At 58.9% G+C, this 23,854-nt stretch carries 17 protein-coding genes and 2 tRNA genes; 14 read left to right on the top strand and 5 right to left on the bottom strand.

Going from position 1 to position 23,854, the window contains the following annotated elements:
- Positions 1–8: 8 nt before the first annotated feature.
- Positions 9–1,061, bottom strand: coding sequence for a dual-specificity RNA methyltransferase RlmN (rlmN, locus tag I2G40_RS02685; RefSeq protein ID WP_195544095.1), 1,053 nt, complete (start codon positions 1,059–1,061; stop codon positions 9–11).
- An 85-nt stretch (positions 1,062–1,146) separates the two neighbouring features.
- Between rlmN and I2G40_RS02690 the strand changes: the two genes are divergently transcribed.
- Positions 1,147–2,112 (top strand): D-alanine--D-alanine ligase family protein, encoded by a 966-nt coding sequence (locus I2G40_RS02690; protein ID WP_035136496.1) that lies wholly within the window; start codon positions 1,147–1,149, stop codon positions 2,110–2,112.
- Complete coding sequence (locus tag I2G40_RS02695) at positions 2,106–5,000, top strand: helicase C-terminal domain-containing protein (RefSeq protein ID WP_195544096.1); 2,895 nt, start codon at positions 2,106–2,108, stop codon at positions 4,998–5,000. Before I2G40_RS02690 ends, I2G40_RS02695 begins: the two co-directional genes overlap by 7 nt.
- Here I2G40_RS02695 and I2G40_RS02700 read toward each other — a convergent pair.
- Both I2G40_RS02700 and I2G40_RS02705 read right to left on the bottom strand, forming a co-directional pair.
- A complete protein-coding gene (locus I2G40_RS02700) occupies positions 4,997–5,914 on the bottom strand; it encodes a helix-turn-helix transcriptional regulator (RefSeq protein WP_138113607.1) in 918 nt (305 codons plus the stop codon). The two genes, I2G40_RS02695 and I2G40_RS02700, sit on opposite strands and share 4 nt — an antisense overlap.
- Positions 5,901–6,923, bottom strand: coding sequence for a helix-turn-helix transcriptional regulator (locus I2G40_RS02705; protein WP_195544097.1), 1,023 nt, complete (start codon positions 6,921–6,923; stop codon positions 5,901–5,903). The genes I2G40_RS02700 and I2G40_RS02705 overlap by 14 nt, the downstream gene beginning before the upstream one ends.
- 198 nt (positions 6,924–7,121) lie before the next feature.
- Here I2G40_RS02705 and I2G40_RS02710 point away from each other — a divergent pair, with 198 nt between their 5' ends.
- Complete coding sequence (locus tag I2G40_RS02710) at positions 7,122–10,298, top strand: prolipoprotein diacylglyceryl transferase (protein WP_195544098.1); 3,177 nt, start codon at positions 7,122–7,124, stop codon at positions 10,296–10,298.
- Positions 10,299–10,319: 21 nt separating this feature from the next.
- The gene (locus I2G40_RS02715; protein ID WP_022094153.1) at positions 10,320–10,538 is read left to right on the top strand and encodes a hypothetical protein; all 219 of its coding nucleotides are present in this window, start codon (positions 10,320–10,322) and stop codon (positions 10,536–10,538) included.
- Between the two features lie 66 nt (positions 10,539–10,604).
- Here I2G40_RS02715 and I2G40_RS02720 read toward each other — a convergent pair whose 3' ends face one another.
- Complete coding sequence (locus I2G40_RS02720) at positions 10,605–14,036, bottom strand: SpaA isopeptide-forming pilin-related protein (RefSeq protein ID WP_195544099.1); 3,432 nt, start codon at positions 14,034–14,036, stop codon at positions 10,605–10,607.
- Between the two features lie 297 nt (positions 14,037–14,333).
- Here I2G40_RS02720 and I2G40_RS02725 point away from each other — a divergent pair.
- The 10 genes from I2G40_RS02725 (at position 14,334) to I2G40_RS02770 (ending at position 23,280) form a co-directional block, all read left to right on the top strand.
- Positions 14,334–14,408: transfer RNA gene (locus I2G40_RS02725), tRNA-Gly, on the top strand.
- Between the two features lie 425 nt (positions 14,409–14,833).
- Positions 14,834–16,180 carry an adenylosuccinate lyase gene (purB, locus tag I2G40_RS02730; RefSeq protein WP_055251306.1) on the top strand — a complete coding sequence of 449 codons (1,347 nt, stop codon included), beginning with the start codon at positions 14,834–14,836 and terminating at the stop codon, positions 16,178–16,180.
- A gap of 128 nt (positions 16,181–16,308) precedes the next feature.
- A complete protein-coding gene (locus tag I2G40_RS02735; RefSeq protein WP_022093796.1) occupies positions 16,309–16,572 on the top strand; it encodes a TIGR03905 family TSCPD domain-containing protein in 264 nt (87 codons plus the stop codon).
- The gene (locus tag I2G40_RS02740; protein ID WP_195544100.1) at positions 16,572–17,783 is read left to right on the top strand and encodes a twin-arginine translocation signal domain-containing protein; all 1,212 of its coding nucleotides are present in this window, start codon (positions 16,572–16,574) and stop codon (positions 17,781–17,783) included. The genes I2G40_RS02735 and I2G40_RS02740 overlap by 1 nt, the downstream gene beginning before the upstream one ends.
- 153 nt (positions 17,784–17,936) lie before the next feature.
- On the top strand, positions 17,937–18,659 hold the full coding sequence (locus tag I2G40_RS02745; RefSeq protein ID WP_006236208.1) for a response regulator transcription factor: 723 nt from the start codon (positions 17,937–17,939) through the stop codon (positions 18,657–18,659).
- A gap of 11 nt (positions 18,660–18,670) precedes the next feature.
- On the top strand, positions 18,671–20,236 hold the full coding sequence (locus I2G40_RS02750; protein WP_055310312.1) for a sensor histidine kinase: 1,566 nt from the start codon (positions 18,671–18,673) through the stop codon (positions 20,234–20,236).
- Between the two features lie 118 nt (positions 20,237–20,354).
- Positions 20,355–21,233, top strand: a complete 879-nt coding sequence (locus tag I2G40_RS02755; RefSeq protein ID WP_055310313.1) for a phosphoribosylaminoimidazolesuccinocarboxamide synthase — start codon at positions 20,355–20,357, stop codon at positions 21,231–21,233.
- Positions 21,234–21,809, top strand: coding sequence for an ABC-2 transporter permease (locus I2G40_RS02760; RefSeq protein WP_195544101.1), 576 nt, complete (start codon positions 21,234–21,236; stop codon positions 21,807–21,809). It abuts the gene before it with no gap.
- A gap of 89 nt (positions 21,810–21,898) precedes the next feature.
- Positions 21,899–23,179: an aminopeptidase gene (locus I2G40_RS02765; protein ID WP_138374267.1), complete on the top strand. Its 1,281-nt coding sequence runs from the start codon at positions 21,899–21,901 to the stop codon at positions 23,177–23,179.
- Positions 23,180–23,207: 28 nt separating this feature from the next.
- A tRNA-Lys gene (locus I2G40_RS02770) sits at positions 23,208–23,280 on the top strand.
- A gap of 360 nt (positions 23,281–23,640) precedes the next feature.
- Here the strand turns inward: I2G40_RS02770 and I2G40_RS09580 are convergent.
- A partial coding sequence (locus tag I2G40_RS09580; protein WP_229090619.1) for a hypothetical protein occupies positions 23,641–23,854 on the bottom strand: 214 nt, incomplete at its 5' end.

Raw genomic sequence — 23,854 nt, forward strand, 5'->3', positions numbered from 1 at the left:
CGACTCCCCTATGCGTTCTTCTGAACTTTGAAGCGCTGCTTCAGCTGTCCGCAAGCGGCGTCAATATCGTTACCACGGGAGTTACGAATCGTTGTCTCGATGCCACGGGACTCAAGGCGACGCTGAAGATCCTCAACCTTATGAATCGGCGACGGCTTGAGCGGGCTACCCTCGATGTCGTTAAGCTGAATGAGGTTAACGTGGCATAGCGTTCCCTCGCAGAAGTCGCAGAGCGCCTGCATCTCGGAATTCGTATCGTTAACGCCTTCGATCATGGCATACTCATAGGTCGGGCGGCGGCCAGTCTTCTCGGTGTAGAGTTGAAGCGCCTCGTGAAGGCGAAGCAGCGTGTACTTCTTAACACCGGGCATGAGCTTATTGCGCGTCGACTGAATGGCGGAATGCAGGGAAACGGCAAGCGTGAACTGCTCGGGGATGTCGGCAAATTTGCGAATACCGGGAATAACGCCGCTGGTAGAGACGGTGAGGTGACGAGCGCCGATACCGATGCCATCGGGGTCGTTGAGGATTCGCAGCGCCTTGAGAACCTCGTCGTAGTTGGCAAACGGCTCGCCCTGGCCCATGAAGACAACGCTCGTGGCGCGCTCGCCAAAGTCGTTGGATACATGAAGTACCTGGTCGACGATCTCTTGAGCGGTCAGAGAGCGCTTGAGGCCGTTGAGACCGGTAGCGCAAAAGGCACAGCCCATGCCACAGCCTGCCTGGGTGGAAACGCAGGCGGAAAGCTTGTTACGACGGGGCATGCCGACGGTCTCGACGGAAACGCCGTCGTGGTACTCGAGCAGATACTTGCGAGAGCCATCTTTGGAAACCTGCTTGGTGAGTTCAGTCGGCGTGTCAAAGGCAAAAGCCTCTTTAAGCTGCTCGCGGAAAGCCTTGGGAAGGTTGGTCATATCGTCAAACGAACAAACGTTCTTCTCAAAGACCCATTCGATGAGCTGCTTCGCGCGGAAGGCGGGCTGGCCAAGCTCGGCCACGAGCTCGCGAATATCGTTTTGGCTCAAGTCGCGAATGTCCTGAGATTTAGTCCTGGGATTCATGGAAGCCTTTCGATTTTGGGGAAACGTAGAGGGTATCGCTACAATATGGTATCAGCTGCAGAAATTATAGAGGAGGAGTCTGCCCATGCCGGGTAAAAGCCTAGAGAACATGCACGTAGCGGTCTTGGCGGGCGGTCATTCCGCTGAGCGCGAGATCTCGCTCAATTCGGGAAAGAACGTCGTGGTTGCCTTGAAGGAGGCCGGCTACACTTCGGTGGAGCTGCTCGACACGGCTGCCGATGATTTTATGGTAACCATGGCGACCGGCGGCTTTGACGTGGCGTTTATCGCCATGCACGGTGCCGGCGGCGAGGATGGCGCCATGCAAGGCGCCATGGAGACCCTGGGTATCCCCTACACGGCTTCGGGCGTGCTTGCCAGCGCCTGCGGTGCCGACAAGGAGGTCTCTAAGCTCCTGTACGCCAAGGCGGGCATTCCCATTGCCCCCGGCCTTGCGCTCGAGGTGGGCGATGAAGTCGATATCGATCATATCGTCGAGGTTTGTGGCGAGCGCTGCTTTGTGAAGCCGGCCGTCAACGGTTCCAGCTATGGCATTTCCCTGGTCCATGAGCCCTCCGAGCTGCCCGCGGCAATCGCCAAGGCGTTTGAGTACGGCGACAAAGTGCTGGTCGAGAAGTGCATCGAGGGTACCGAGATCACCGTCGGCGTATACGGCGAAGATGACGTGCGCGCTCTGCCGATTGTCGAGATTCGTAAGCCCGAGGACTGCGAGTTCTACGATCTGGACGTGAAGTATGTCGACCCTACGGACATCCATCGCATTCCGGCGCAGATTTCACCCGAGAATTACGCTCGTGCCCAGGAGCTTGCCTGTGCTGCTCACAAGGCCCTCGGTTGCCTGGGTATCTCGCGCAGCGACTTTATCGTGAGTGAGGACGGCCCCGTTATCCTCGAGACCAATACCATTCCCGGCATGACCGATACGTCGCTGTATCCGGACGAGATCCGCCACACCGACGACATGACGTTCCCGCAGGTCTGTGACAGCCTGATTCGTATGGGCCTTCGTCGAGCGGGCATTGCATGCTAATCGAGGACGCGGTTTCGTCAGGAACGCCGCAGTTTGTCATCGACTCCTATGCCACGCTTGCCGAACGCGCCAAAACGCAGTCCTTCGGCCTTATCGAGGAAGATGTGATTGTCCTCGATACCGAGACCACAGGTCTTTCGGTGCAGGACAATGAGCTGATCGAGATCTCGGCGGCCCGTCTTTCGGGCCGCGAGGTCGTCGACCGCTTCGATACCTTCGTGCATCCCAAGCAGCTGATTCCCGCCGAGATCACCGAGCTCACGAGCATTGCAAATGCCGATGTGGCAGATGCCCCGTCGGCCGTTGAGGCCGTAGCCGCTCTCGCCGATTTTGTCGGTGGTTGCCCGGTAATCGCACATAACGCCACGTTCGACCGCTCGTTTATCGAGTCGGTCAAAGGCGGCGTCAACGTGAGCGATATCTGGATCGATTCGCTGGCGCTGTCGCGCATCGCGCTTCCGCGCCTGGCATCGCACAAGTTGTCTTTTATGGCCGATCTGTTTGGCTGTGACTCGGTATCACACCGTGCCAATGCCGACGTCGACGCCCTGTGTGGCGTATGGCGCGTGTTGCTCGTGGCGCTTACCGACTTGCCTCAGGGCCTCATGGCGCGCCTAGCCGACATGCATCCGGATGTGCCTTGGTCCTATCGTCCTATCTTCTCATTCTTGGCAGGGCAGAACCCTGGTTCTATCTTCTCTCTCAGCGCCGCTCGTGCTGACGTTCTCAAGGCCGATCGCGCCGACGATCGGGTGGACGCCGACGAACTGCCGGTCCTCAAGATGCCGAGTCGTGAGGAGATTGAGGCAGACTATGCGCTAGGTGGCCTGGTCAATCGCATGTATCCCACCTACGAGCCGCGTGATGAGCAGATCGCGATGGCGCTCGAGGTCCGCGATGCGCTGGTCACGGGCACTCATCGTGTAATTGAGGCGGGCACGGGCGTCGGCAAATCGATGGCCTATCTGGTGCCTTTTGCCGAGGCAGCGCGCCGTAACAACATCACGGTTGGTATTGCGACCAAATCGAACAATCTTGCCGACCAGCTCATGTACCATGAGCTGCCAAAACTTGCCGAGCAACTGGACGGTGGTCTGTCATTTTGCGCTCTCAAGGGGTATGACCACTATCCATGCCTGCGCAAGCTTGAGCGCATGAGCCGCGGCCAGGTCGAGATTACCACCAAGCGCGATCCGGCGGACACGCTCACGGCGGTCGCGGTCATTATGGCGTACGTCTGCCAATCAGCCGATGGCGACCTTGACTCGCTCGGCATTCGGTGGCGCAGCGTCAACCGCCCCGACTTTACGACGGCCTCGCGCGAGTGTGCTCGTCGCCTCTGCCCGTTTTTCCCTGATAAATGTTTGGTCCACGGCGCTCGCCGTCGTGCAGCGCATGCCGACGTGGTGGTCACCAACCATTCCCTGCTGTTCCGCAATGTCGCGGCCGAGGGCAGGATTTTACCTCCGATTCGTCATTGGGTAATCGACGAGGCCCATTCCATCGAGCGCGAGGCGCGCCGTCAGTGGGCGCGCGTGGTGTCGGCGGACGAATCACGCGTTCTGTTTGAGCGCCTGGGTGGCTCGAGCACCGGTGCGCTAAGCCAGGTCTCCCGTGATTTGGCAACCTCCGAGGGCTCTACGCTCTATCTGGGCCTTACTGCCAAGGCGACGTCGACGGTTGCGCGCGCGAGCATGGCAATCGCCGACGTGTTCGATGGCGTTCGCGAGCTCGGCCGCCGTGCCCGTGGGGGTTATGACAATGCCAATCTATGGATTGGCCCCGAGCTGCGCGAATCTGACGACTGGCATGATTTCTTACAGTCGGCCTACGCTGCCATCGACGTATTGGAACAGGCTGACAAGAGCGTCGACGCGCTGGTGCAAGCCGTCGCCGCCGACAAGCCCGAGGTTGTTGTCGACCTGGGTGATATCTCGCGCCGCCTGCACGAGCTGGCCGAGAACCTCAAACTCATCATTGATGGCACCGATGAACACTACGTGTATTCGCTGCAGGTCAATCGCAGGCTGCGTGCCGGCGGAGAGTCAATGACCGCAGAGCGCATCGACATTGGCGAGGCCTTGGCAACCGAGTGGCTGCCCGAGGTTCACACGGCTATCTTTGCCTCGGCGACCATGACGGTGTCCAAAAGCTTCGAACACTTTAACCACGCGGTCGGCCTCGATCGCATCGGCGCTTCAACATCCTCATCGCTGCACTTGGACTCGAGCTACGACTTCGATTCGAACATGGCTGTAGTCGTTGCGGGCGATATCCCCGATCCGCGCGATCGCGAGAGCTATCTTACGGCGCTCGAGCGCGTGCTGGTCGACGCCCATCTTGCCATGGGCGGATCGGTGCTCACACTGTTCACCAATCGGCGCGACATGGAAGACCTGTACGCCCGCGTTGAGCCCAAGATGGCCCGTGCGGGTCTGGAGCTCAACTGCCAGCAGCGCAACTCATCTCCTCGTCGCCTGCGCGATCGGTTTATCAACGAGCCGACTTCATCGCTTTTTGCGCTTAAGGCCTTCTGGGAGGGGTTCGACGCCAGCGGCGAGACGCTGCGCTGCGTCATCATTCCCAAGCTGCCGTTCTCGAGTCCCACGGACCCGCTCTCGTGCGAGCGCAACCTGCGCGAAGACCGCGCTTGGGCGCGCTATTCGCTGCCCGAGGCGGTGCTCGAGGTCAAGCAGGCGGCCGGCCGCCTTATCCGCTCGTCGACCGATTGCGGCGTGCTGATTCTGGCCGACCCGCGCCTGGTGACGAAGGGCTACGGAAAGAAGTTCTTAACGTCGCTGCCCACGAGCTCCTACCAGCGCATCGAATCGGCGCAGATCGGGCACTATCTGCAACTGTGGCGCGCACGCCACGAGCGGCGGCGCTAAAGCGGACAGACGAGGGTTTTTGCCATATCGCACAGGCGCTTTGACAGGGCGGGGTCATCCAAGATGCGGATGGCTCCGCCCGCTGCGATTACCTGGCTCAGTAGCCAACGCTCGGAGCCGTAATGCACAGTTACCGTTGCCATGTCTGCCCCGCCGCGCTCGATTAGGGTGATGCCGGCCCAGTCCAGATGCTCCGCCATATCGAATGGCATCAAGAGCTTTGCGCTGCGCTGCGTCCGGGCAAGGGAATCGTGGAGGGATGCGACGTCCGGTGTGTGAGGCACGACGGAGTCTTCCGTCAAGGCGAGTCCCTCGATTTTATCCATGCGATAGGTGCGCTGCTCATCGACTGTGATGTCCCAGGCAATCAGGTATGTTTGGTCGCCGTTTGCCGTAATGCGCAAGGGGTCGACCAGACGCTCGCGTGGCCGTGCATCGTCCATCGAGCGATATGAGATGCGGCAGCGAACGCCGTCCTGAATGGCACAGCTCAGCTGCTGCCAGTGCGACCCGTGGTTGACGGTGTCAAAGACGCGCTGGTTATAGCCGAGCTCTTCGGGTAGAAGGGCGTGTCGAATCCGAGCTGCCGTCTGCGGCTCGATCCCCAACGATTCAAGTTCGTGGTTGAGCACAGCGCCCTCGGCTGCACTCAAGCGCAACGGTAGCACACGCCCGGCGTCACCAGTGAGGACCACACGCTCGCCGTGGCATTCGCAGATGATGCGCGCACCAGATTCTCGGTCCGCGAGCGTCGAGACGATCTCGAGAATCTCGTCGAGCGATACTCCCGTGATGTCAAAGCGGCCGCAAATCTCGGTTCGTGTCATGCCGCTCTCGCCGGCGGCGTAGAGGGCCTCCATGATGTCGATGGCGCGCGAGAGTCTCTGCTCGCTGGTGAGTTTACGCACGGGCATACTCGTGCACCGTCCTTTCAATGAGGTGGTTCCATGCCTGCTTGAGCGATTTGGGGGCCATGGGCCTCATGCCGTCCATGGCGTGGGCCATGCAAAATGAGGCGGCGGCTTCAAGGTCGCGCACGTCAACGGTCCAGATCCATCCCGCATCGGTGTGTGTGAGCTCACCTCGCCCGCGCGTGAGGCCGTTGATCATATCGATCTGCGTCTGAGGGGCGAACGAGAACGTGGCTGCAACGGGCGGTCGGTCGGCGAAATCGAATTCAAAGAACAGATAGTCGTTGAGATTGAAGTCCGCAGGGATGGCGTAGGCCTTCGAAGGACGCCATGCGCGAACGATACGGTCGCAGCGGAATGTCCTGATGTCGTCGGTGACATTGTCGAGGCCGCAGAAGTACGCCACGCCCTCGCGTTCGAACATGCCGTAGACACAGACGGTACGTTCTTTCTGCTCGCCGCGTCCGTTCTGATATAAAAATCGCAGCGCGCATCGCTCGGCAAAGGCGCTCCATACCGCATCGACGGTGGGAGAGCGGCGGATCGGTACTTCGTCCACCGTCGTCCTGCCGGTGAGGTAGGCAATTTTGGAGCGAATATCGGCAAGCGGCGCAGCAAAGATGGAAGAGCCGGCCGCTAGCGTCTGGTCGATGGCGTTGAGTAGGATATCGGCGTCGTCTGCGGTGATGAGGCCGCCTGCAGCAAACGTGTGCTCGCGGTCGATTGTCCACGAGCTTTCCTCGGTCTCCTGCGCACCGGCGGGGCGAACCTCCTTGATTAAGATGCCACGCTCGAGCAGTTTGTCACGATCGCGCCGAAACTTGCGCTTATCCGAGTCGATATTGCCCGAGCCATATCCCAGGTCAGAATCCAAGACGATCTGCTCGGTCGTCAGCGGTTCGGGGGAGCTGTTGAGCACAAAGAAAAGATTGAGGATGCGCTGAGCCGTTTTATCGAAACCGGGCTCCGAATTCCCCTTTTTAATTGTCGCGGTCGCGTCGCTTGCCGTCATAGAGTCCTCGCATGAGAAGGTGGTTTGCTGCCATGATTTTAGTCCGATATGGAGATTAGGCTATATCCTTGTCCGCTCGAGGCGTTAAGATGGCCCGAATTCGGTCGTTTGCGCTCGCTCGGGGTATACTTTCGACTATATACGGTTCTAATGTGCATGCATTGGGCCTATTTGTCGGATTATGGATGTGGAGCGCACATGGCGAACACCCAGAACTATATTAACCACCTGCTGCAGAACACCGGCATTACGCCGGCATGCAGCGAAGAAGAGCGCTTGGCTGCCGAGGATATCGCTCAGATCTTCCGCAACCACGGCTTTGACCCCGAGGTTCAGGAGTTCAATGCCCCGGCGCCCAGTAGATTGGCATTTGCCGTTACCGGTATTCTTGCGTTTGCCGGCGCCCTGCTGATGGGCATCGGCGGCGGTATCGGCTTGGTCGGCACCTTGCTGGCCATTGTCGGCGCCGTTCTTTACGTGCTCGAGCGCACGGGCCACCCCGTGGTTTCGCGCCTGGGCAAGACGGGCGTGAGCCAAAATGTCATCGCCTACCACAAGGCCTCGGGCCCGCTCGCGTCTCCGCGCAACCGCCCGGTGGTCGTTGTCGCACACTACGACTCTCCCCGTGCTGAGCTGCTCGCCCGCGAGCCCTATGCTTCGTATCGTGCGCTCATCGCCAAGCTGTTGCCCGTTGCCACGATTGCCCCTGCTGCCGTTGCCATCCTGCGTATCCTGCCGCTCCCCGGCGCGCTCAAGGTTCTGCTGTGGATTGTCGCGATCCTCGCTTCCCTCGTTGCACTTGCCAACGCGGCAAACATCATCTCTAACCGCCACGTTCTTCCCTATACGTCCGGCGCGGTGTGCAACAAGTCTTCTGTCGCCGCTATGCTCGGCGTTATGGACAACGTTGCTCCCTTCCAGGGCGAGAACGAGTTTCCCGACGATGTTCCGTTCGATACCTATTTTGGGGAGCAGAAACGTCGTGCCGAGGAAATGGCGCGCGCGGCGGCGGAGTATGCCGCGGCCCAGCAGCAAAACGACTACGGCAACACCATCGAGTACGAAGAGCCTACCTACGCCGAGGACGAGTTCGGTCAGCCGATTGCTCCCGACGCTCAAACCGAGCCCGAACAGGGCGAGGCTTTTGACGAGCAGATTGAGGGCTTTGAGGGTGCGTCTGCCGACGAGACGCTGATTGGCGCCATCGTGCCCGAGGATCAGAATCAGGCTGTCCAGGCCGAAGAGTTCAATGACGAGGTTCCCGCTGCTGAGCCGGCGGAGGAGCCTGCCGCGGCCGAGCCCGAGCCCAAGCTCTATCGCAACGCCGCCGGCAACATTCGCTTTGGTTCGGATGCCATCCGTGCACTCGGAATGCTTCCCGAGTCCTGCACGCTCGATTACGAGGAGGGCGAGGAGCCGACGTTTGAGCCCGAGCCTGCGCCCGTTGTCACTGCGGATGATGAGTCTGCCGCGGTTACCGCTGCCGTTGCCGAGCCCGAGGCGGTGTCCGCGATCGATCCCGCGGCAGGACTGGACATTTTGGCTCCCGCCGCGCCGGCGCAAGACGTTGCGGACGAGTCTGACGACGATTACGTTGAACAGCCGAGGCGCGTGTCTTACGAGAGCGATACTGATTTCTCTGCCGAGATTCCCGCGGCAACGCCCCATGCCGATATTGCATCCGCGTTCTCTTCGATTGGCGCCAGCGCTTCCAGCTTCTTTAAGGGTGCGCTTGCAAAGGGCAGGAAATTTGTCGACGATTTCGAGGAGAAGCGCGCTGCCGCACGCGAGGCTGCCGAGCAGGAGGCTATCGCTCAGCAGCAGGCAGCCGAGGCGGCACGTGAGCGCGCGGCGCAAGAGTTCGAGCAGAACGAGGCTATGCAGTCCGGGCCCGTCGACGCTGCCGAAGCTACGACGTCCTTTGAGTCCCAGCAACCGACGTCAGCGGATGTTGTTGAGGCAACAACGTCTTTCGAGGCTCAGCAGCACGTCGATAGCACCATGTCGTTTGATGCCGCGCAGTTCGATTCCACGATAACGTTTGAAAAGCAAGGCACCGCAATTGCCGAGCCCCTTCCTGTTTCCGATGAGCAGGGCGACGCGGCAGACGATGACGAGCCCATTGATGCTGCCGAAATCCAAGATGCCGCCGAGGACGAGTCCGTCGAGGCCAACTCTGACGAAGAGCAATACGCGGCAGCCGATCAAGGTGATTCGACCGAGGTCGAGCAGGAGGAAGTGCCTGCGGTTTCCGAGACTCCCGAGACGGATGAGTCGAGGCCTTACTCCACGCAGATTTTCACCATGCCGACCCCGAGTGGTTCCGGTGCCACGGTTGCCAATGTCGCTCCCACCCAGGACGAAACGGTCGATTCCCTTATGGCCCAGATTTCCTCCCAGGCATCGCCGCGTCCGCAGATGAATGTTCCCGATCCGGCGTCGGCACCGTCGCCTGCACCTTCCTCGTCTCCGCTGGCTTCGGTCCCCGATCCGTCGCTGCCGTCTATGAAGCAGGCAAACGTTGCGTCTCGCACGTCGCTGTTCGACCTTCCCGATCCCTCTGCCCAGGTCAACGACCCCTTTGCTACTGCCCAGGGTCCCGAACCCACATCGGCACCCGTTGCGCCTTCTATGCCCGTTGCGTCGGGCGCGCAGCCGATCGAGACCATTTCGGCTCCCGCCTCGGCGGCACCCAAGTCTCGCAAACGCGGCCTGGGTGGCCTGTTCGGTCGTAAAAGGAAAAACGAGCAGGACAGCATGAGTGATTGGCTGGGCGTCGAAGACGATTACGATGCCAAGAAGTCCGGTCGCGGTATCGGTTCGTGGGATAACTTCGAGGACGATAACGATGGCTGGAAGGGCGGCGCTACGTCTTCCGATGGCGCTTCTTCCGAAGATATGCTCTCGGCTGTCGCCTCTATGGGCGATGATGAGCTGCTCGGTCACGATATCTGGTTTGTGGCAACGGGCGCCTCGGATTGTGATGGCGCCGGCATGAAGGCCTTCTTGGCTTCGCATCGCGATAAACTCCGCGGCGTATTCTTCATCAATCTTGAATCCGTCGGCGCCGGTAGGCTTTCGGTGGTGACGGTCGAGGGCGAACAGCAGCTGCTCAAGGGCGATCGCCGCATCATGAACCTGGTCAGCAAGGTGTGCAAGTCGTTCCATGTCGATTGTGGCGCGCTCGAGATGCCCTATGCCAAGACCGATGCCTATGCCGCGCTCGAGGCGAGCCGCCGAGCCCTCACCATCGCCGGCGTGGACGGCACGCGTCTGGCTTGCGCTCGTACCGAGGACGACCTGCCCCACAATGTCAACCCGACGAACATTGCCACGGTATCCGAGGTCGTGACCGAGGTTATCCGCCGTTCGTAGACGGAGCTCTAAGGAGTCAACGTGTTTTCGTATATTAAGCGCCATTGGCCTGTCTACGTGATTTTGACCTTGATTGCCATTGCGTTAGGATTTGGGGCTGCCTACATCGTGGGTGCAAAGGGCTCGACCCCCGCCTCCGCAATCAGCGAAGAGGTGGAGCAAGAACAGAGTACGGGTGCCGATGGGATTCCTGAGTCCGAGCAGGCAATCGTTGATGGTGGATCTTCGTCTGCAGAGTAGATACGGCGATTTACATGATTGAAAGCGGGCGAGCCAGGGGACTGGCTCGCCCGCTTTTTCATCGCGCTAGCGCTTCTTTGGGGTCGACCTAAGGCGAGCGAACCATAGGGCTGCGGCACCCGAGGTCAGGAGCGCGGTGATGCAAGCGGCGATGGGAACTGATCCTGTTGCCGGTAGGTCCTGCAGTAGGGTACAGCGTTGAATGACACGGTCCTCGTCATGTGACTCAAGTTTATCGCCGCCGCCGTTGCGGCAAAGATCGACGCGTGCGCTGTTGGTGAGTGCGGTTTGGGGCGTATAAGCCGACGTCGCCTGCATGTGCACGATTGCGCCCCGAGCGTCTGTGCCAAGGATTGCTTTGGCATCGTCAAGGTCGTCGTGCTCATCTTTGAGATCATCGCGGGTCCAAGAATCCGCATCGCTTCGAGTCGTAAAGTCGGCGGCTACCGCACCGTATTCAATTCGAATGCCCGTTACGACGGTATTGGGTGTAAGGTCGAGCTCTTCCGCCTCGAGTGTGGTGGATTCCGTGGTCGAGACATCCGCCTTCCAGAGGCGCCAGCCGTCGTAATCGACGAGGCGACAGTCCTCACCAAGGCTCTCTTTTACTTCGTCGGACTCAAGCCAAGGATTTTCGTGTCCATCGTCAAGTGTCGCGTTCGCCGGTTCATCGACGTCTGTCGAGTCCAACGGCGTCGTGCGATACCACACGTTGCACAGACCGTTGAGGTCGCCGATGGCGACGGGGGTTTCGATTGAGATGAATCTCGCCGTGCCGTCTTTGGCGCACTCAAGATCATCGATAATCGTAAACTCATCAACCCAAGTAGCGGAATCGTTTCGAGCATCGATGGTATAGGAGAAAAGCCCATCACTATTGGTTTGCGTCGTGGCGCGGTTTTTACCATCGCCGTTAGCCAACAGGCCCTTTTCGATAGGTTGGACAAGTTCCTGACGCTTGTCGACCTGCCCCTTGATCTCGATGGGCGCATCCTTCATCGCGACGGATTGGACTTCTCCCGTATCTTTTATTTCAAACGTTATCTCCTCGGCAAGGTCATAGGTCCGCGGAGACATCATTTCGCGCAACGAGTAGGTGCCGGGTGCAAGATGTTCGACGCGGTGTGGCTTGTCGGATGAGGTCCAGGAGTCTATTTCGGTTTTATCGGGACCATATAAGGTGAGCTGTGCGCCTTCCACTTCCTGCTCGCCGCTTGCATCGACCTTGGAGATATCTACCTTGGTGTAATCGTCGGATACGTTAAGCCGTGCTTCTACAACGGGTGTTTTCTGGTCGGCATAAGTAAGGTCGACAATATGGGATGTCCGATCGAGTAAGAAGCCTGCCGGCGCTTGAGTCTCGACAACCTCGTAGCGTGCGGTGCCAGATCCCAGCGGGAGGTCGTCCGCGCGTGCTTCTCCAGTTTCATCCGTCGTGACGGCAGCGACAGTCTCACCGTCGAGCGCGGCAATGCTACCGTCGGGGCGCATGATATCACCCGAGGCACGGATCTCAAAGACGGCGCCCGCGAGGCTGCTGCCGTCTACGGCATCGGTTTTAACGATCCTGATGTTTCCGGTCGCGGCGTGGTCATAATACGAGGCGATTACAACGGGCGTTAGGTTCATGTCGGCGGGTATGTTTACCTCGATCTCTTCGCCGACAAGATAGGGCTCTTTGGCCGAGGCTTCGCGTACATAATAGGTGCCCGGCACGAGCGATTCTGGCAGTGTGACGGTCCCGGTCGCGTCAGTCGTAAAGGTGTCCATTACGTTATGTGCTGGATACCAGCAAGTTTGTGAGACAGGTTCGTGATTGCTGTCGAGGAGTTGGAAGGTGAATCCGGCTAGTGGAACAGAAGCGCCTGTTTGGGCATCGCGTTTTACAATCTGGAGATGCGTCGACAGAGCGTGGTTATCCACGATATATTGAAGCTCGGCGCCGTTGGAAATCTGATTGGCCCCGACGGTCCATTCCCCTGCACGTTTAAAACCCTCGGGGACGGTTTCCGGAACCTCGCGAATCGTGTAGCCGGCACGGTCGTATGGGACGGCTCCGTGGACACCGGCGGGTCGCTTGCCTGTGCCGAACCATGCTTCGGGCTGATCTTTGGTGGAGGCAAAGCCATAGATGTTTGTGGTCAATGTGCCAACAACCTGCTGAGAGCTGTTGCTGACAACTTCAAAGACAACACCACCCGCCGGCTGCTCCAGGCCGGATTGGTCGCTATTGCCGTAATCCTTGAATTTGGAAATCTCAAGGTCAAACGCAATGGGGATATCGGAAATGCGAGATTCGATCTCGACCACGCCTGAATCGCCGAGCTGGTCGGCTCCAACGGTATAGGTCCAGCTGTCGTTGGATGGCAGGTAGCCCTCGGGGGCTTTTGATTCGTAGATGGTAAAGGTTCCTAAGGGGACATCGACGAGGGCGGCCCGACCGCTTTCGTCGGTCGTGAGGATTTGTGCCCATCCAGGGGTTGATTGCGACACACACGTGAACTCTGCTCCTGCGAGTGAAGATCCCGCCTGGGGGCCGGCATTCGTCGCGGCATCGAGTTTTACGATACGCAGATTGATGGTGCCGGGCTGTTCATCAATGGCGACCTTTCCACCGTCATTCCCCGTGGTAAAGGCGATGCGATCGCGACGGGGGACATAGCCGGCCGGCGCCTTCGTTTCAACTAGGTAGTATGCCGTGTTGGGCAGAAGTGTTGCCTGCGCTCGACCGTTGCTGTCCATCTGGACGGTGCCGACACGCGCGCCGCTGGTGCTCTCAAAAACATCGAATGTTGCCCCGTCAAACTGATAAGTATTGTTTCCGCTGGTAATGGCAGCGTTTGCAGACTGCTTTTGGAAGGAAACAGAGACCGCCGGCAGTACATAGAGCATGTCCTGACGTTTGCTGCCGCCCGATACGGCTCCTAGATAGCGCCGCGCGCGGTGCGGAGCGGCTTTGATGCTTCCTGATTTTGCGCTGTCGTGGAGCCACCGCGCCGCCGCCACGACTTCATTGTCAGTGATAAAGTGCCCACTCTTGGTTTTGCCCTGAGCGGTCGTGTAAGAGTAGGTACCGTCGACATGGGTAGTGCCGTTGAGCATCCATACGGCAAGCTGGGTTGCGGCGCGGGCACGATCGGGTGAAAGATGGTAACCGCCAAACGACGTGGCGGTGGGATATCCGTGACAAACGATTGCCGCGAACTCGTCGTCGAGCCACACCCAGCCTTGATCAAAGTTGAGCCATGGGCCGCCCGGCTTGGTGGGGCCGGGGCGCTCCTGGTTCATGCAGTAGGCAATCGAGGCGTCTTGAGCTTCATACTTGCCGATGAGGAAGGGCCCACAATCATCGCTAATAGTGCGGAAGCCGAGCTGGTCGTAGCCATCGACGGCAAATGCGGCTCCCGGTGTCAGGCAGCCGAAAAGCAGGAAGAGGAGCAGGAGCAGCGGACCTGTTGCGATTGCGCTGTGGACAGAGTGCGTGGGTGCGTTGGACATGGCTGCTCCTTATCCCTCGTGCGCCGCATGGGGAGGTTGCGACGCGTAGGATGAGGCTACCCCCGAGGTTCATGCGGGTAAGTACCGGAGCCTGACCAAAAGCTTGCCCGATTTCTGACAAATCGAGCTCAAATACAACAATCAGATAAAAGTGCAGGTAGAAGATGGTAAGAAAAGAAAGACAAAGGTCCTCATCTCCACAATTGGCGCGGTTTTCAAACGATTCTCCACAGCTAAAACAAGCATCGACACCCTTGTATCGAACAAGACAACGGCGTTATACTATCCCCCACATATGCGGGCATCGCCAAGTGGTAAGGCATCAGCTTCCCAAGCCGACACTCGCGGGTTCGAGTCCCGTTGCCCGCTCCAGCAAAAAGCACAAGCACGGCAGCGTTACGTTGCCGTGCTTTTTACTACCAAGCGCCGGGGCTCGAACCCGCCAAGGTGCGAGCGTTAAGCAAACGCGAAGCGTTTGTAGCGAGCAGGCGAAGGCGCCGACAGGCGTCTGAAGCCGGTGCGGATTTGCGAAGCAAATACGCGGACGTCCCGTTGCCCGCTCCATGGAGCACAGAAGACCTCGGGACGGCCAATTCAACAAAGTCTTCCCCATCGTCTCCGTGAATCCGAGGAGATCGACCGCAGCCGGTGCGTATTTGCGAAGCAAATGCGCGGACGTCCCCATGCTCGCTCCAATTCCAAAATGTTAGGTTAATGCCTGCTGCCCATACTCGCACCTGCGCACGGTACAATGGTTGGGTTACGACCAACGTGCCAATAACCAAAAAGGAGCCGCTATGATCGATCGCTATACCCGCCCGGAGATGGGACACATCTTCTCCCTCGAGAACAAGTACGCCATTTGGCAGGAGATCGAGGTTCTGGCCTGCGAGGCCCAGGCGGAGCTCGGCAAGATCGGTATTTCCAAAGACGAGGCCCAGTGGATCCGCGACCATGCCAACTTTGAGAAGGCGAAGGTCGATGAGATCGAGGAAGTCACGCGCCACGACGTCATTGCCTTTCTGACCAACATGAAGGAATACATCGATGCCGATGTTCCCGAGGGCGACCCCAAGCCCAGCCGCTGGGTTCACTATGGCATGACCAGCTCCGATCTGGGCGACACGGCCCTGTGCTACCAGCTCACCCAGGCCTGCGACCTGATCATCGAGGATGTCAAGAAGCTCGGCGAGATCTGCAAGCGTCGTGCCTTCGAGGAGCGCAACACGCTCTGCGCCGGCCGTACTCATGGCATCCATGCCGAGCCGATGACCTTTGGCATGAAGTTTGGCTCTTGGGCCTGGGAGCTCAAGCGCGATCTGGACCGTCTTGAGGATGCCCGCAAGAACGTTGCCTTTGGTGCCATCTCGGGCGCTGTCGGCACGTACAGCTCCATCGAGCCGTTTGTCGAGGAGTACGTCTGCGAGCACCTGGGCCTGGTTCACGACCCGCTGTCCACGCAGGTTATCAGCCGCGACCATCACGCCTATCTCGCCGGCGTTCTCGCCACCACCGCAGCCACCTGCGAGCGCATCGCGACCGAGGTCCGCAATCTGCAGAAGACTGATACGCTCGAGGCCGAGGAGCCGTTCCGTAAGGGCCAAAAGGGCAGCTCCGCCATGCCGCACAAGCGCAATCCCATCACCATGGAGAAGGTCTGCGGTCTGTCGCGCGTCGTGAAGTCCAACGCCCAGGTCGCCTTCGATAACGTCGCCCTGTGGCACGAGCGTGACATTTCGCACTCCTCTGCCGAGCGTGTCGCCCAGGCCGATAGCTTCATCGCACTCGACCACATGTTCCAGTGCCTCATCCGCGTTATCGACGGCCTGCAGCTGTACCCTGCCCGCATGATGGCCAACCTCAATAAGACCCGCGGCCTCATCTTCTCCTCCAAGGTGCTGCTCGCCCTCGTCGATACGGGCATCACCCGCGAGGACGCGTACGCCATTGTGCAGGAGAACGCCATGGCAACCTGGCACGAGGTACAGGATTGTGTCTCCGGCCCCACCTTTAAGGAGCGTCTCGAGGCCGACCCGCGCTGCACCGTCAGCCAGGAGAAGCTTGACGAGATCTTTGATCCATGGGACTTCCTCACCCGTATCGACACGGTTTTTGATCGTCTGGAGCAGCTGAGCTTCGAGTAGGTTCGGGCATAACGTTAGCTTTTTAGGGCGCTTTGCTGGTAATGTGTGTTGCCGGCAAAGCGCCTCGTTGCATTTAGGGAAAGACGGGGATAATAGTCGTCTCGAATAACATTCTGAGAGGGGATCGCATGATTTCGTTTGATTACAAGCCTCAGGGCGTGTGTGCTCGCAATATTCACCTTGACCTTTCCGATGACGGCAACAAGGTGATAGGCGTTGAGTTTACCGGTGGCTGCGACGGCAATCTCAAGGCAATCTCCAAGCTGGTCGAGGGCGCTCCTGCCGATCGCGTAATCGAGGTTCTCGCCGGTAATACCTGCGGTATGAAAAAGACCTCCTGCGCCGACCAGCTTACGCGCGCCATCGAGGCCGCTCGCGCCGAGATCGCCTAATGGGTATCGCCGATCACATCAAGAACGGAATATCGCGTCGCGGCTTTGTACTCGGTGGGGCTGCCGCGGGCGCTGCCACGGTGCTTGCCGGATGCTCGAAAAAAACGGGTACCAGTGATGATGCCGCCGGCGAGCCGCAGGTTATCAAGGACGATTCCAAAATCATCTCGATTACGGATGAGTACGAGGCAGTCGACATCGATCTTGAGCCGGCGGCGTCGTGGACGCTGCCTCTGGGTACGCTGCTGTACTACTGCGACGGCGATTACGCCGCGGCGATGATGGCGCCCGCATCGGCACTGCACGCCAACACACTCGGTGTGCTCAACCTGGGCGATGGCTCGCTTACCACATTAATCGAGGATCCTATCGAGGGCACGGGATATGCATTTTACGATGTCCGTGCCGGCGATGGCGTGTTTGCGTGGGTTGAGATGAACTTTGCCAATTCATCGTGGAAGCTCTACGCTCAAAATCTGTCGGGCGCTTCGCTCTCTGGCGATGTGGTTGAGCTCGATCGAGGTGGCAAGGACTATGATCCGCCCCTGTTTACGGCGTTCGGGTCATCAGTCATCTGGTATAAAATGCCTTCGGCAGGCGGCAATAAAACGAGTAGTGATTCGTTTTGCTATCGTCGCTCGCTTGATGAATCCAAGGCCGAGGCAATTTGGAAATCGACGGGCCGCTTTGCATCGGCCCCGCGCGCGAGCGACGGCATTTTGACCATCTCGCCGCGTGTCCGCAACGACGAGGGCGTCTACTACGGCATTACGGCAATCGATCTGACCGACGGCAACAACACCAAGCGTGCCCAGCTGGTCCTCCCTTCGTCAGTTTCGCCTTTCGAGGCCGTGTATATGGGCGATACCTTCGTGTTTTCTATCGAGGCGGCCTATAGCGGCGTGGGCAGCCTGGGCAATATGGGCACGTATATCGGTAATGAGGGAGGGCCGTACCTCTTTCTGTCACGCGAGCCGCTCGCATGTGCGGCTGGCAAGAAGAATAAATACCTTGTTAAGGTACAGGCGTCGCATTTCCTGATCGACACCTCTGCCAAGACCTATGGCTCGCTGCTGTCGCCCGACCGCGCTTTGGAGTATGGCGATTATCCAGCTACGGCGGGAAAATCGGACTCATTCCTTACGTACGCCACGGTGCGCAACAGCCAGGGTATACCAGAGACGGTCACTGCACGCCTATTCTCTCTTTAAGCTTAGAGGGGTTAAAAAGGCGCCAACAGGGGAATAAACGCGTTGTAATTGTGAGTACCGCCTGCCGAGCTGCCGCGTCATAGCGGCATCCGGCGGGCTCAGGTGCGTTAAAATGGGCTTGTTCTTAGCTAATTGAGACAGGGGGGCCGTGTTATGGCTTCAGATGCAAAAAAGATTCTGCTGGTCGAGGATGAGAAGGCAATCCGTGACGCCGTCGCTGCCTATCTCGAGCGCGAAGGCTACTGGGTTGTGGGCGTCGGCGACGGCCAGTCCGCGATCGAGGAGTTCGAGAAGCATCAGTTCGACCTGGTCGTGCTCGACCTTATGCTCCCCAAGATTCCCGGCGAGCGCGTTTGCCGCACCATTCGCGATACCTCGGATGTCCCCATCATCATGCTGACGGCTAAGGGCGAGATCGAGGACCGTATTATCGGTCTTGAGCTCGGCGCCGACGACTATCTGATTAAGCCGTTCTCGCCGCGCGAGCTCGTCGCCCGCGTTCGCGCTCTGTTCCGCCGTGCCCATCAGGCCGACGAGCCCGCCGTCGAGGTACTCGACTTCGGCGATCTGGTCATCGATATCTCGGGCCACAAGATCTTGGTCGAGGGCAAGGAAGTCGATCTGACGGCTTCCGAGTTTAAGCTGCTCACCACGCTTGCCCGCCATCCCGGCCGTGTGTATAACCGCATGGAGCTGGTCGAGAAAGTGCTCGGGTATGACTTTGAGGGCTATGAGCGCACCATCGATAGCCACGTGAAGAATCTTCGCGCCAAGCTGGGCGATGATCCCAAGAAGCCCAAGTGGCTCTACACCGTCCATGGTGTCGGCTATCGCTTCGAGGCTCCGGCCAAGACCGATAAGTCGGACGAGAAATAGGGAAATCACATATGACACCTGCGCGCTTTGAAATCGGACAAAAGCACAAGCAGGAGAGCGAGGCGGGTTCCAAGGCTAGTTGGAACACGCCTCGTTCCGATTCACGGCCAACGATGAGCTATCCCTCGCGCATGGCACTTGCTTTTGCTCTGACATCGCTCATGACGGTATTGGTGCTGGTGGGCGTTGTCTCTGTTGTGTGGGGCACGGTCTTTTCGGATTACACACGCTCCAATATCGTCGAAATCGCAAACTCCGCTGCCGAGAAGTTGGCAACCTCATATGAGGAAAACGGCTCTTGGACCGCGGGAGAACTGCGCACGGTCGCAACGTCGAGTTTGGTTTCCGACGATCTGGGTATGCAGGTCGTCAATAAAAAGGGCGTGATCGTTTATGACGATTCCTGGCCCTCGGCAAGCGCCACCGCCGATGTACGCGAAAACCAGGCTACGACCGACGACACGAGCGGCAAGAGGGCATCGCATAGCCCGGTCTCGTCTGCTCCAACCGACTCCGATAGCGTTGCTAACGTCGAGATTGTAACGTCTTCCGGCGAGCATGTCGGACAGGTAAAGCTGTGGGCCATCGGCTCCGACGCTCTGCTCACCAAGGCGGACTCTGCGTTTAGGGAGAAGACCTTTAACGCCATGGCCCTCGCCGCGGTTGTTGCAATCTGCATTTCGGTCGTTATCGGATCGCTCGTGTCGCGCATGCTCACCAAACCGATTCATCGCATCACCAGTACCGCAAAGCAAATCCGTGACGGCGACCTGTCGGCTCGCACGGGGCTGCGCGGTGATGACGAGATCGATCAGCTGGGTGAGACCTTCGATGAGATGGCCACCTCGCTCGAGAAGGATATGAAACACGAGAAGCGCCTGACCTCAGACGTTGCACACGAGCTTCGCACGCCGCTTATGGCCATGCTCGCAACGGTCGAGGCCATGCAGGATGGCGTGTATCCCACCGACGATGAGCATTTGGAGACCGTTGCTTCCGAGACGCGTCGCCTGGCTCGTCTGGTGCAGCAGATGCTCGACCTATCGCGTATGGAAAACAGCACGGCTCCGCTCAATCTAGAACCGGTGGACATGGTTCCGTTCGTGCGATCGATTGTGAACGGCCAGGAGCGTCTGTTTGCCGACCGTGACCTTCGTCTTCGCTTTGCAGATGAAACCCAAGGGCACGACGATGTCGTCGAGGCCGATCCCGACATGATCACGCAATGTGTTATCAACCTCATGAGCAACGCCATGCGCTACACCCCCGAGGGCGGTTGGGTCGTGGTGTCGGTGCTCAGTGACCGCAGGCACGTCAGCATTGCCGTTTCTGATACCGGCATCGGTATTGCCAAGGACGATCTGTCGCGCATTTTCGGGCGGTTTTGGCGCGCCGATGCCAGCCGCGCCCGCGAAGCTGGCGGCCTGGGCGTCGGCCTCGCCGTGACCAAGCAGATCGTCGAGCGTCACCATGGCTACATATCCGTGGAGTCGGAGCTTGGAAAGGGTACGACTTTTACAATTCATCTGCCCCGCGAGCACATGGCGGACGCGGCATCTACTACAATGGAGCACTAGCTTTTCGCTATTCGGTGAAGGAGGGGCCGTGTCCCTGCCGCTCCGAGTTTGCGAAAACATGCGGGAAAGAACCCGCATTTCTGTCGTATTTAGGTAAGGAGTGACTCACGTGACAACGATGGAGCGTCGTCCGGATTCCCGTGGCAAGGTTCGTGATATTTACGATGCCGGTGAAAACCTGCTGATGGTCGCCACCGACCGCATTTCTGCGTTCGACTTCATTCTTCCCGACGAGATTCCGTTTAAGGGAGAGGTGCTCAATCGCATCTCGGCATTCTGGTTCGATAAGTTTGCCGACATCGTCCCCAACCATCTCGTTTCCATCGACCCGGCGGATTTCCCCGAGGAGTTTGCTGAGTATCGTGACTACCTCGCTGGCCGCGCCATGCTGGTTAAGAAGGCCCAGACGATTCCTATCGAGTGCATCGTCCGCGGCTATCTGACCGGTTCGGGCAAGAAGACCTACGACGAGAACGGCACCGTCTGCGGCATCCAGCTGCCTGAGGGCCTGACCGAGGCTTCCAAGCTTCCCGAGCCGTTGTTCACGCCGTCCACGAAGGCCGAGATCGGTGACCACGACGAGAACATCTCGTTCGAGCGTTGCTGCGAGATCGTGGGCGAGGACATCGCCACGCAGATTCGTGACCTTTCCCTCAAGATCTACAAGGCCGCTGCCGAGTACGCCGCGACCCGTGGCATCATCATTGCCGACACCAAGTTCGAGTTTGGTGTCATCGATGGCAAGGTCACGCTGATCGACGAGTGCCTCACGCCCGACTCCAGCCGTTTCTGGCCTGCTGCCAGCTACGAGGAGGGCAAGATCCAGCCTAGCTACGACAAGCAATTCGTCCGCAATTGGCTCAAGGCCAACTGGGATATGACGGGGGAGACCCCGCACCTGCCCGCCGAGGTCATCGATGGCACGTCCGAGCGCTATCGCGAGGCCTTCCAGATCATCACGGGCTTCCAGTTCACAAGCATGAAGGAGAACGCATAAGTGAGTACCCGTAGCGCCACGAACAAGCGCACGCAATCCCACGAAGTTACCGGGGTTGCGCACAAGTCTGCCGCATCTGCTAAGCCCGCCCGCCAAGCAGCGAGCTCCGTTCGCGTCGTGCCGGCTTCGTCTAAGGCACGCCGCAAAGAGCTCGAGAAGGGCGAGAACCTCGAGGGCCTCTCTAAAGAGGAGAAGCGCGCCCGCAAGGCCAAGCAGCGCGCCAAGGAGGACCGCATCTATACGGTGTCGAATATCCTCCTCAAGCAGGACGAGGACTACACCAAGCGCCGTCGCATCTGGTGGATTGTGCTCGCCATTGGCATGGTGCTCGTCGTGGCAATTTGGGCCTCGCTGTACTTCGCTCCCGCTGGCATGGTGTCCAGCCCTGTCCAGATGGTCGGCATCGTTTTGTCCTACGTCATCATTTTGGGCGACTTTATCTATGACTTCGCTCGTATTCGTCCCTTGCGCAACATGTACCGCGCGCAGGCCGAGGGCATGTCCGAGAACAAGCTCAACGCTCTTATTGAGCGCGCGGCTGCCGAGGAGGACCAGAAGGACTCCAAGAAGAAGTAGCGTTTGCATACATACTTATCGCTAAGATATAAGGCGCGTTGTTTTTGCGGCGCGCCTTTTTACTGTTCTATAGATAGATGGAGTGGCACATGATTCGAGCTGCCCTGACGGTCGAAGAGGCTCTGGAGGGCATGAAGGCCCTGGAGCCCAAGATTAAAAACTACGCGCGCCTGGTCGTCCGCAAGGGCGTAAACGTCAAGCCCGGCCAGGAGGTCGTCGTTCAGTCTCCGGTCGAGTGCGCGCCGTTTGCGCGCGTGGTGGTCGCGGAGGCCTATGCTGCCGGCGCCGGCCACGTGACGGTCATTTGGGCCGATGATGCCGTGACGAGGCTCACGTACGAGCATGTCGAGAAAAGCTATTTTGAGCAGACGTCCGAGTGGAAGCGCATGCAGCTGGATTCCTTGGCCCAGGATGGTGCCTGCTTTGTCTTTATCGAGGGTGCGGATCCTGCGGCCCTCAAGGGCATCGATCCAGCCAAGCCGGCCGCGGCATCAAAGGCGAGGAATACGCAGTGCAAAGTTTTCCGCCGTGGACTGGATTACAACATCAATCCGTGGTGCATCGCCGGCGCTCCGGTCGTGGCTTGGGCGCACGAGGTGTTCCCGGGAGACGCCGATGAGGTTGCAATCTATAAGCTGTGGAATGCGATTCTGCACACCGCGCGCGCCGATGGCCAGGACCCAGAGAGCGACTGGGAACTCCATGACGCCGCATTCGAAAAGAACCTGCGTTTCCTGAACGACAATCGTTTCGACTACCTGCATTACACCGCGGCAAATGGAACCGATCTGACGATTGGCATGACGAAAGGTCACGAGTGGGCCGGCGGCAAGGGCAAGACGCCCGATGGGCACCCCTTCTTCCCCAACATTCCCACCGAGGAAGTCTTCACTTCGCCCGATCGCATGCGCGCCGACGGTATCGTGTACTCGGCCATGCCGCTCATCCATCACGGCAATAAGGTCGAAGATTTTTGGATTAAGTTCGAGGGCGGCCGCGTGGTGGACTACGACGCCCGCGTGGGCAAGGCAACGCTCGCAAGTATCATCGATACTGACGAGGGCGCTGCTCACCTGGGAGAGGTCGCGCTCATTTCCAAGAACACGCCGATCCGCGAAAGTGGTGTTCTGTTCTACAATACGCTCTATGACGAGAACGCTAGCTGCCATCTCGCGCTAGGTGTCGGTTTCCCCGAATGCATCGAGGGTGGGTATGACATGTCCAAGGAGGAGCTTCTGGAGCATGGCGTTAACGTCTCGAGCACGCACGTCGATTTTATGATCGGCACGGACGACATCGATATTGTGGGCATTACGCCTGATGGACGTGAAGTTGTGATTTTCCAGAACGGCCAATGGAGTTGGGAATAGTCCCAGACCGTGGTACAATGCCACCCGCGGGCCGTTAGCTCAGCTGGCAGAGCAGGGGACTTTTAATCCCAAGGTCCAGGGTTCGAACCCCTGACGGCCCACCCAAAGATTGTTGAGACGGTCAACTTCGGTTGGCCGTCTTTTTTGTCGCCCTTTCATGGGTTCGAACCCGTCGGGGCGCGGAGCTGAGTAAACGCGTGAGCGTTTGCCAGCGCAGCGCGCAAGGCGCGAAAGCGCCGCAGCGGCCGCCTGCGAAGCAGGCTGAACCCCTGACGGCCCACCCAAAGATTGTTGAGACGGTCAACTTCGGTTGGCCGTCTTTTTTGTTGCCGGTGCACGGGTTCGAACCCGTATCTAGCTATATATAAGAACGCTTGGCGAACAAAACCCGCCTTTTACCGATGGGAAACAAATAACTGATGCCTTTGGAGTAAAGTAGCGCTCCAGAGATGACCGATGTCTCAATACACATAAAACAGCTGGTCATCGCCAATATCAGAAGCCAATGCTTCAGTTTTAACCTCAGTGATGCGACTGAGGGACCTATTCATTTGTGAACAAAATATGGAGTGCGCGATTCCCGCCCCCGGCGCCCCTCCGGTCTGGCAATATATCTCCTTGCCGCGCGGCCCGGTGGAACCGGGAACCAGCGCAGGCGTGCACCTTGAGAACCGG

It is taken from the genome of Collinsella aerofaciens (assembly GCF_015558785.1).
Lineage (GTDB): Bacteria > Actinomycetota > Coriobacteriia > Coriobacteriales > Coriobacteriaceae > Collinsella > Collinsella aerofaciens_P.

What these genes read in the sequence shown, in the direction of transcription:
- I2G40_RS02745 (WP_006236208.1), top strand. Translation starts at nt 17,937, where the DNA reads ATGGCTTCAGATGCAAAAAAGATTCTGCTGGTCGAGGATGAGAAGGCA.
- purB (WP_055251306.1), top strand. Translation starts at nt 14,834, where the DNA reads ATGATCGATCGCTATACCCGCCCGGAGATGGGACACATCTTCTCCCTC.
- I2G40_RS02710 (WP_195544098.1), top strand. Translation starts at nt 7,122, where the DNA reads ATGGCGAACACCCAGAACTATATTAACCACCTGCTGCAGAACACCGGC.
- I2G40_RS02705 (WP_195544097.1), bottom strand. Translation starts at nt 6,923, where the DNA reads ATGACGGCAAGCGACGCGACCGCGACAATTAAAAAGGGGAATTCGGAG.
- I2G40_RS02750 (WP_055310312.1), top strand. Translation starts at nt 18,671, where the DNA reads ATGACACCTGCGCGCTTTGAAATCGGACAAAAGCACAAGCAGGAGAGC.
- I2G40_RS02690 (WP_035136496.1), top strand. Translation starts at nt 1,147, where the DNA reads ATGCCGGGTAAAAGCCTAGAGAACATGCACGTAGCGGTCTTGGCGGGC.
- I2G40_RS02695 (WP_195544096.1), top strand. Translation starts at nt 2,106, where the DNA reads ATGCTAATCGAGGACGCGGTTTCGTCAGGAACGCCGCAGTTTGTCATC.
- I2G40_RS02755 (WP_055310313.1), top strand. Translation starts at nt 20,355, where the DNA reads ATGGAGCGTCGTCCGGATTCCCGTGGCAAGGTTCGTGATATTTACGAT.
- I2G40_RS02720 (WP_195544099.1), bottom strand. Translation starts at nt 14,036, where the DNA reads ATGTCCAACGCACCCACGCACTCTGTCCACAGCGCAATCGCAACAGGT.
- rlmN (WP_195544095.1), bottom strand. Translation starts at nt 1,061, where the DNA reads ATGAATCCCAGGACTAAATCTCAGGACATTCGCGACTTGAGCCAAAAC.
- I2G40_RS02765 (WP_138374267.1), top strand. Translation starts at nt 21,899, where the DNA reads ATGATTCGAGCTGCCCTGACGGTCGAAGAGGCTCTGGAGGGCATGAAG.
- I2G40_RS02735 (WP_022093796.1), top strand. Translation starts at nt 16,309, where the DNA reads ATGATTTCGTTTGATTACAAGCCTCAGGGCGTGTGTGCTCGCAATATT.
- I2G40_RS02700 (WP_138113607.1), bottom strand. Translation starts at nt 5,914, where the DNA reads ATGCCCGTGCGTAAACTCACCAGCGAGCAGAGACTCTCGCGCGCCATC.
- I2G40_RS02740 (WP_195544100.1), top strand. Translation starts at nt 16,572, where the DNA reads ATGGGTATCGCCGATCACATCAAGAACGGAATATCGCGTCGCGGCTTT.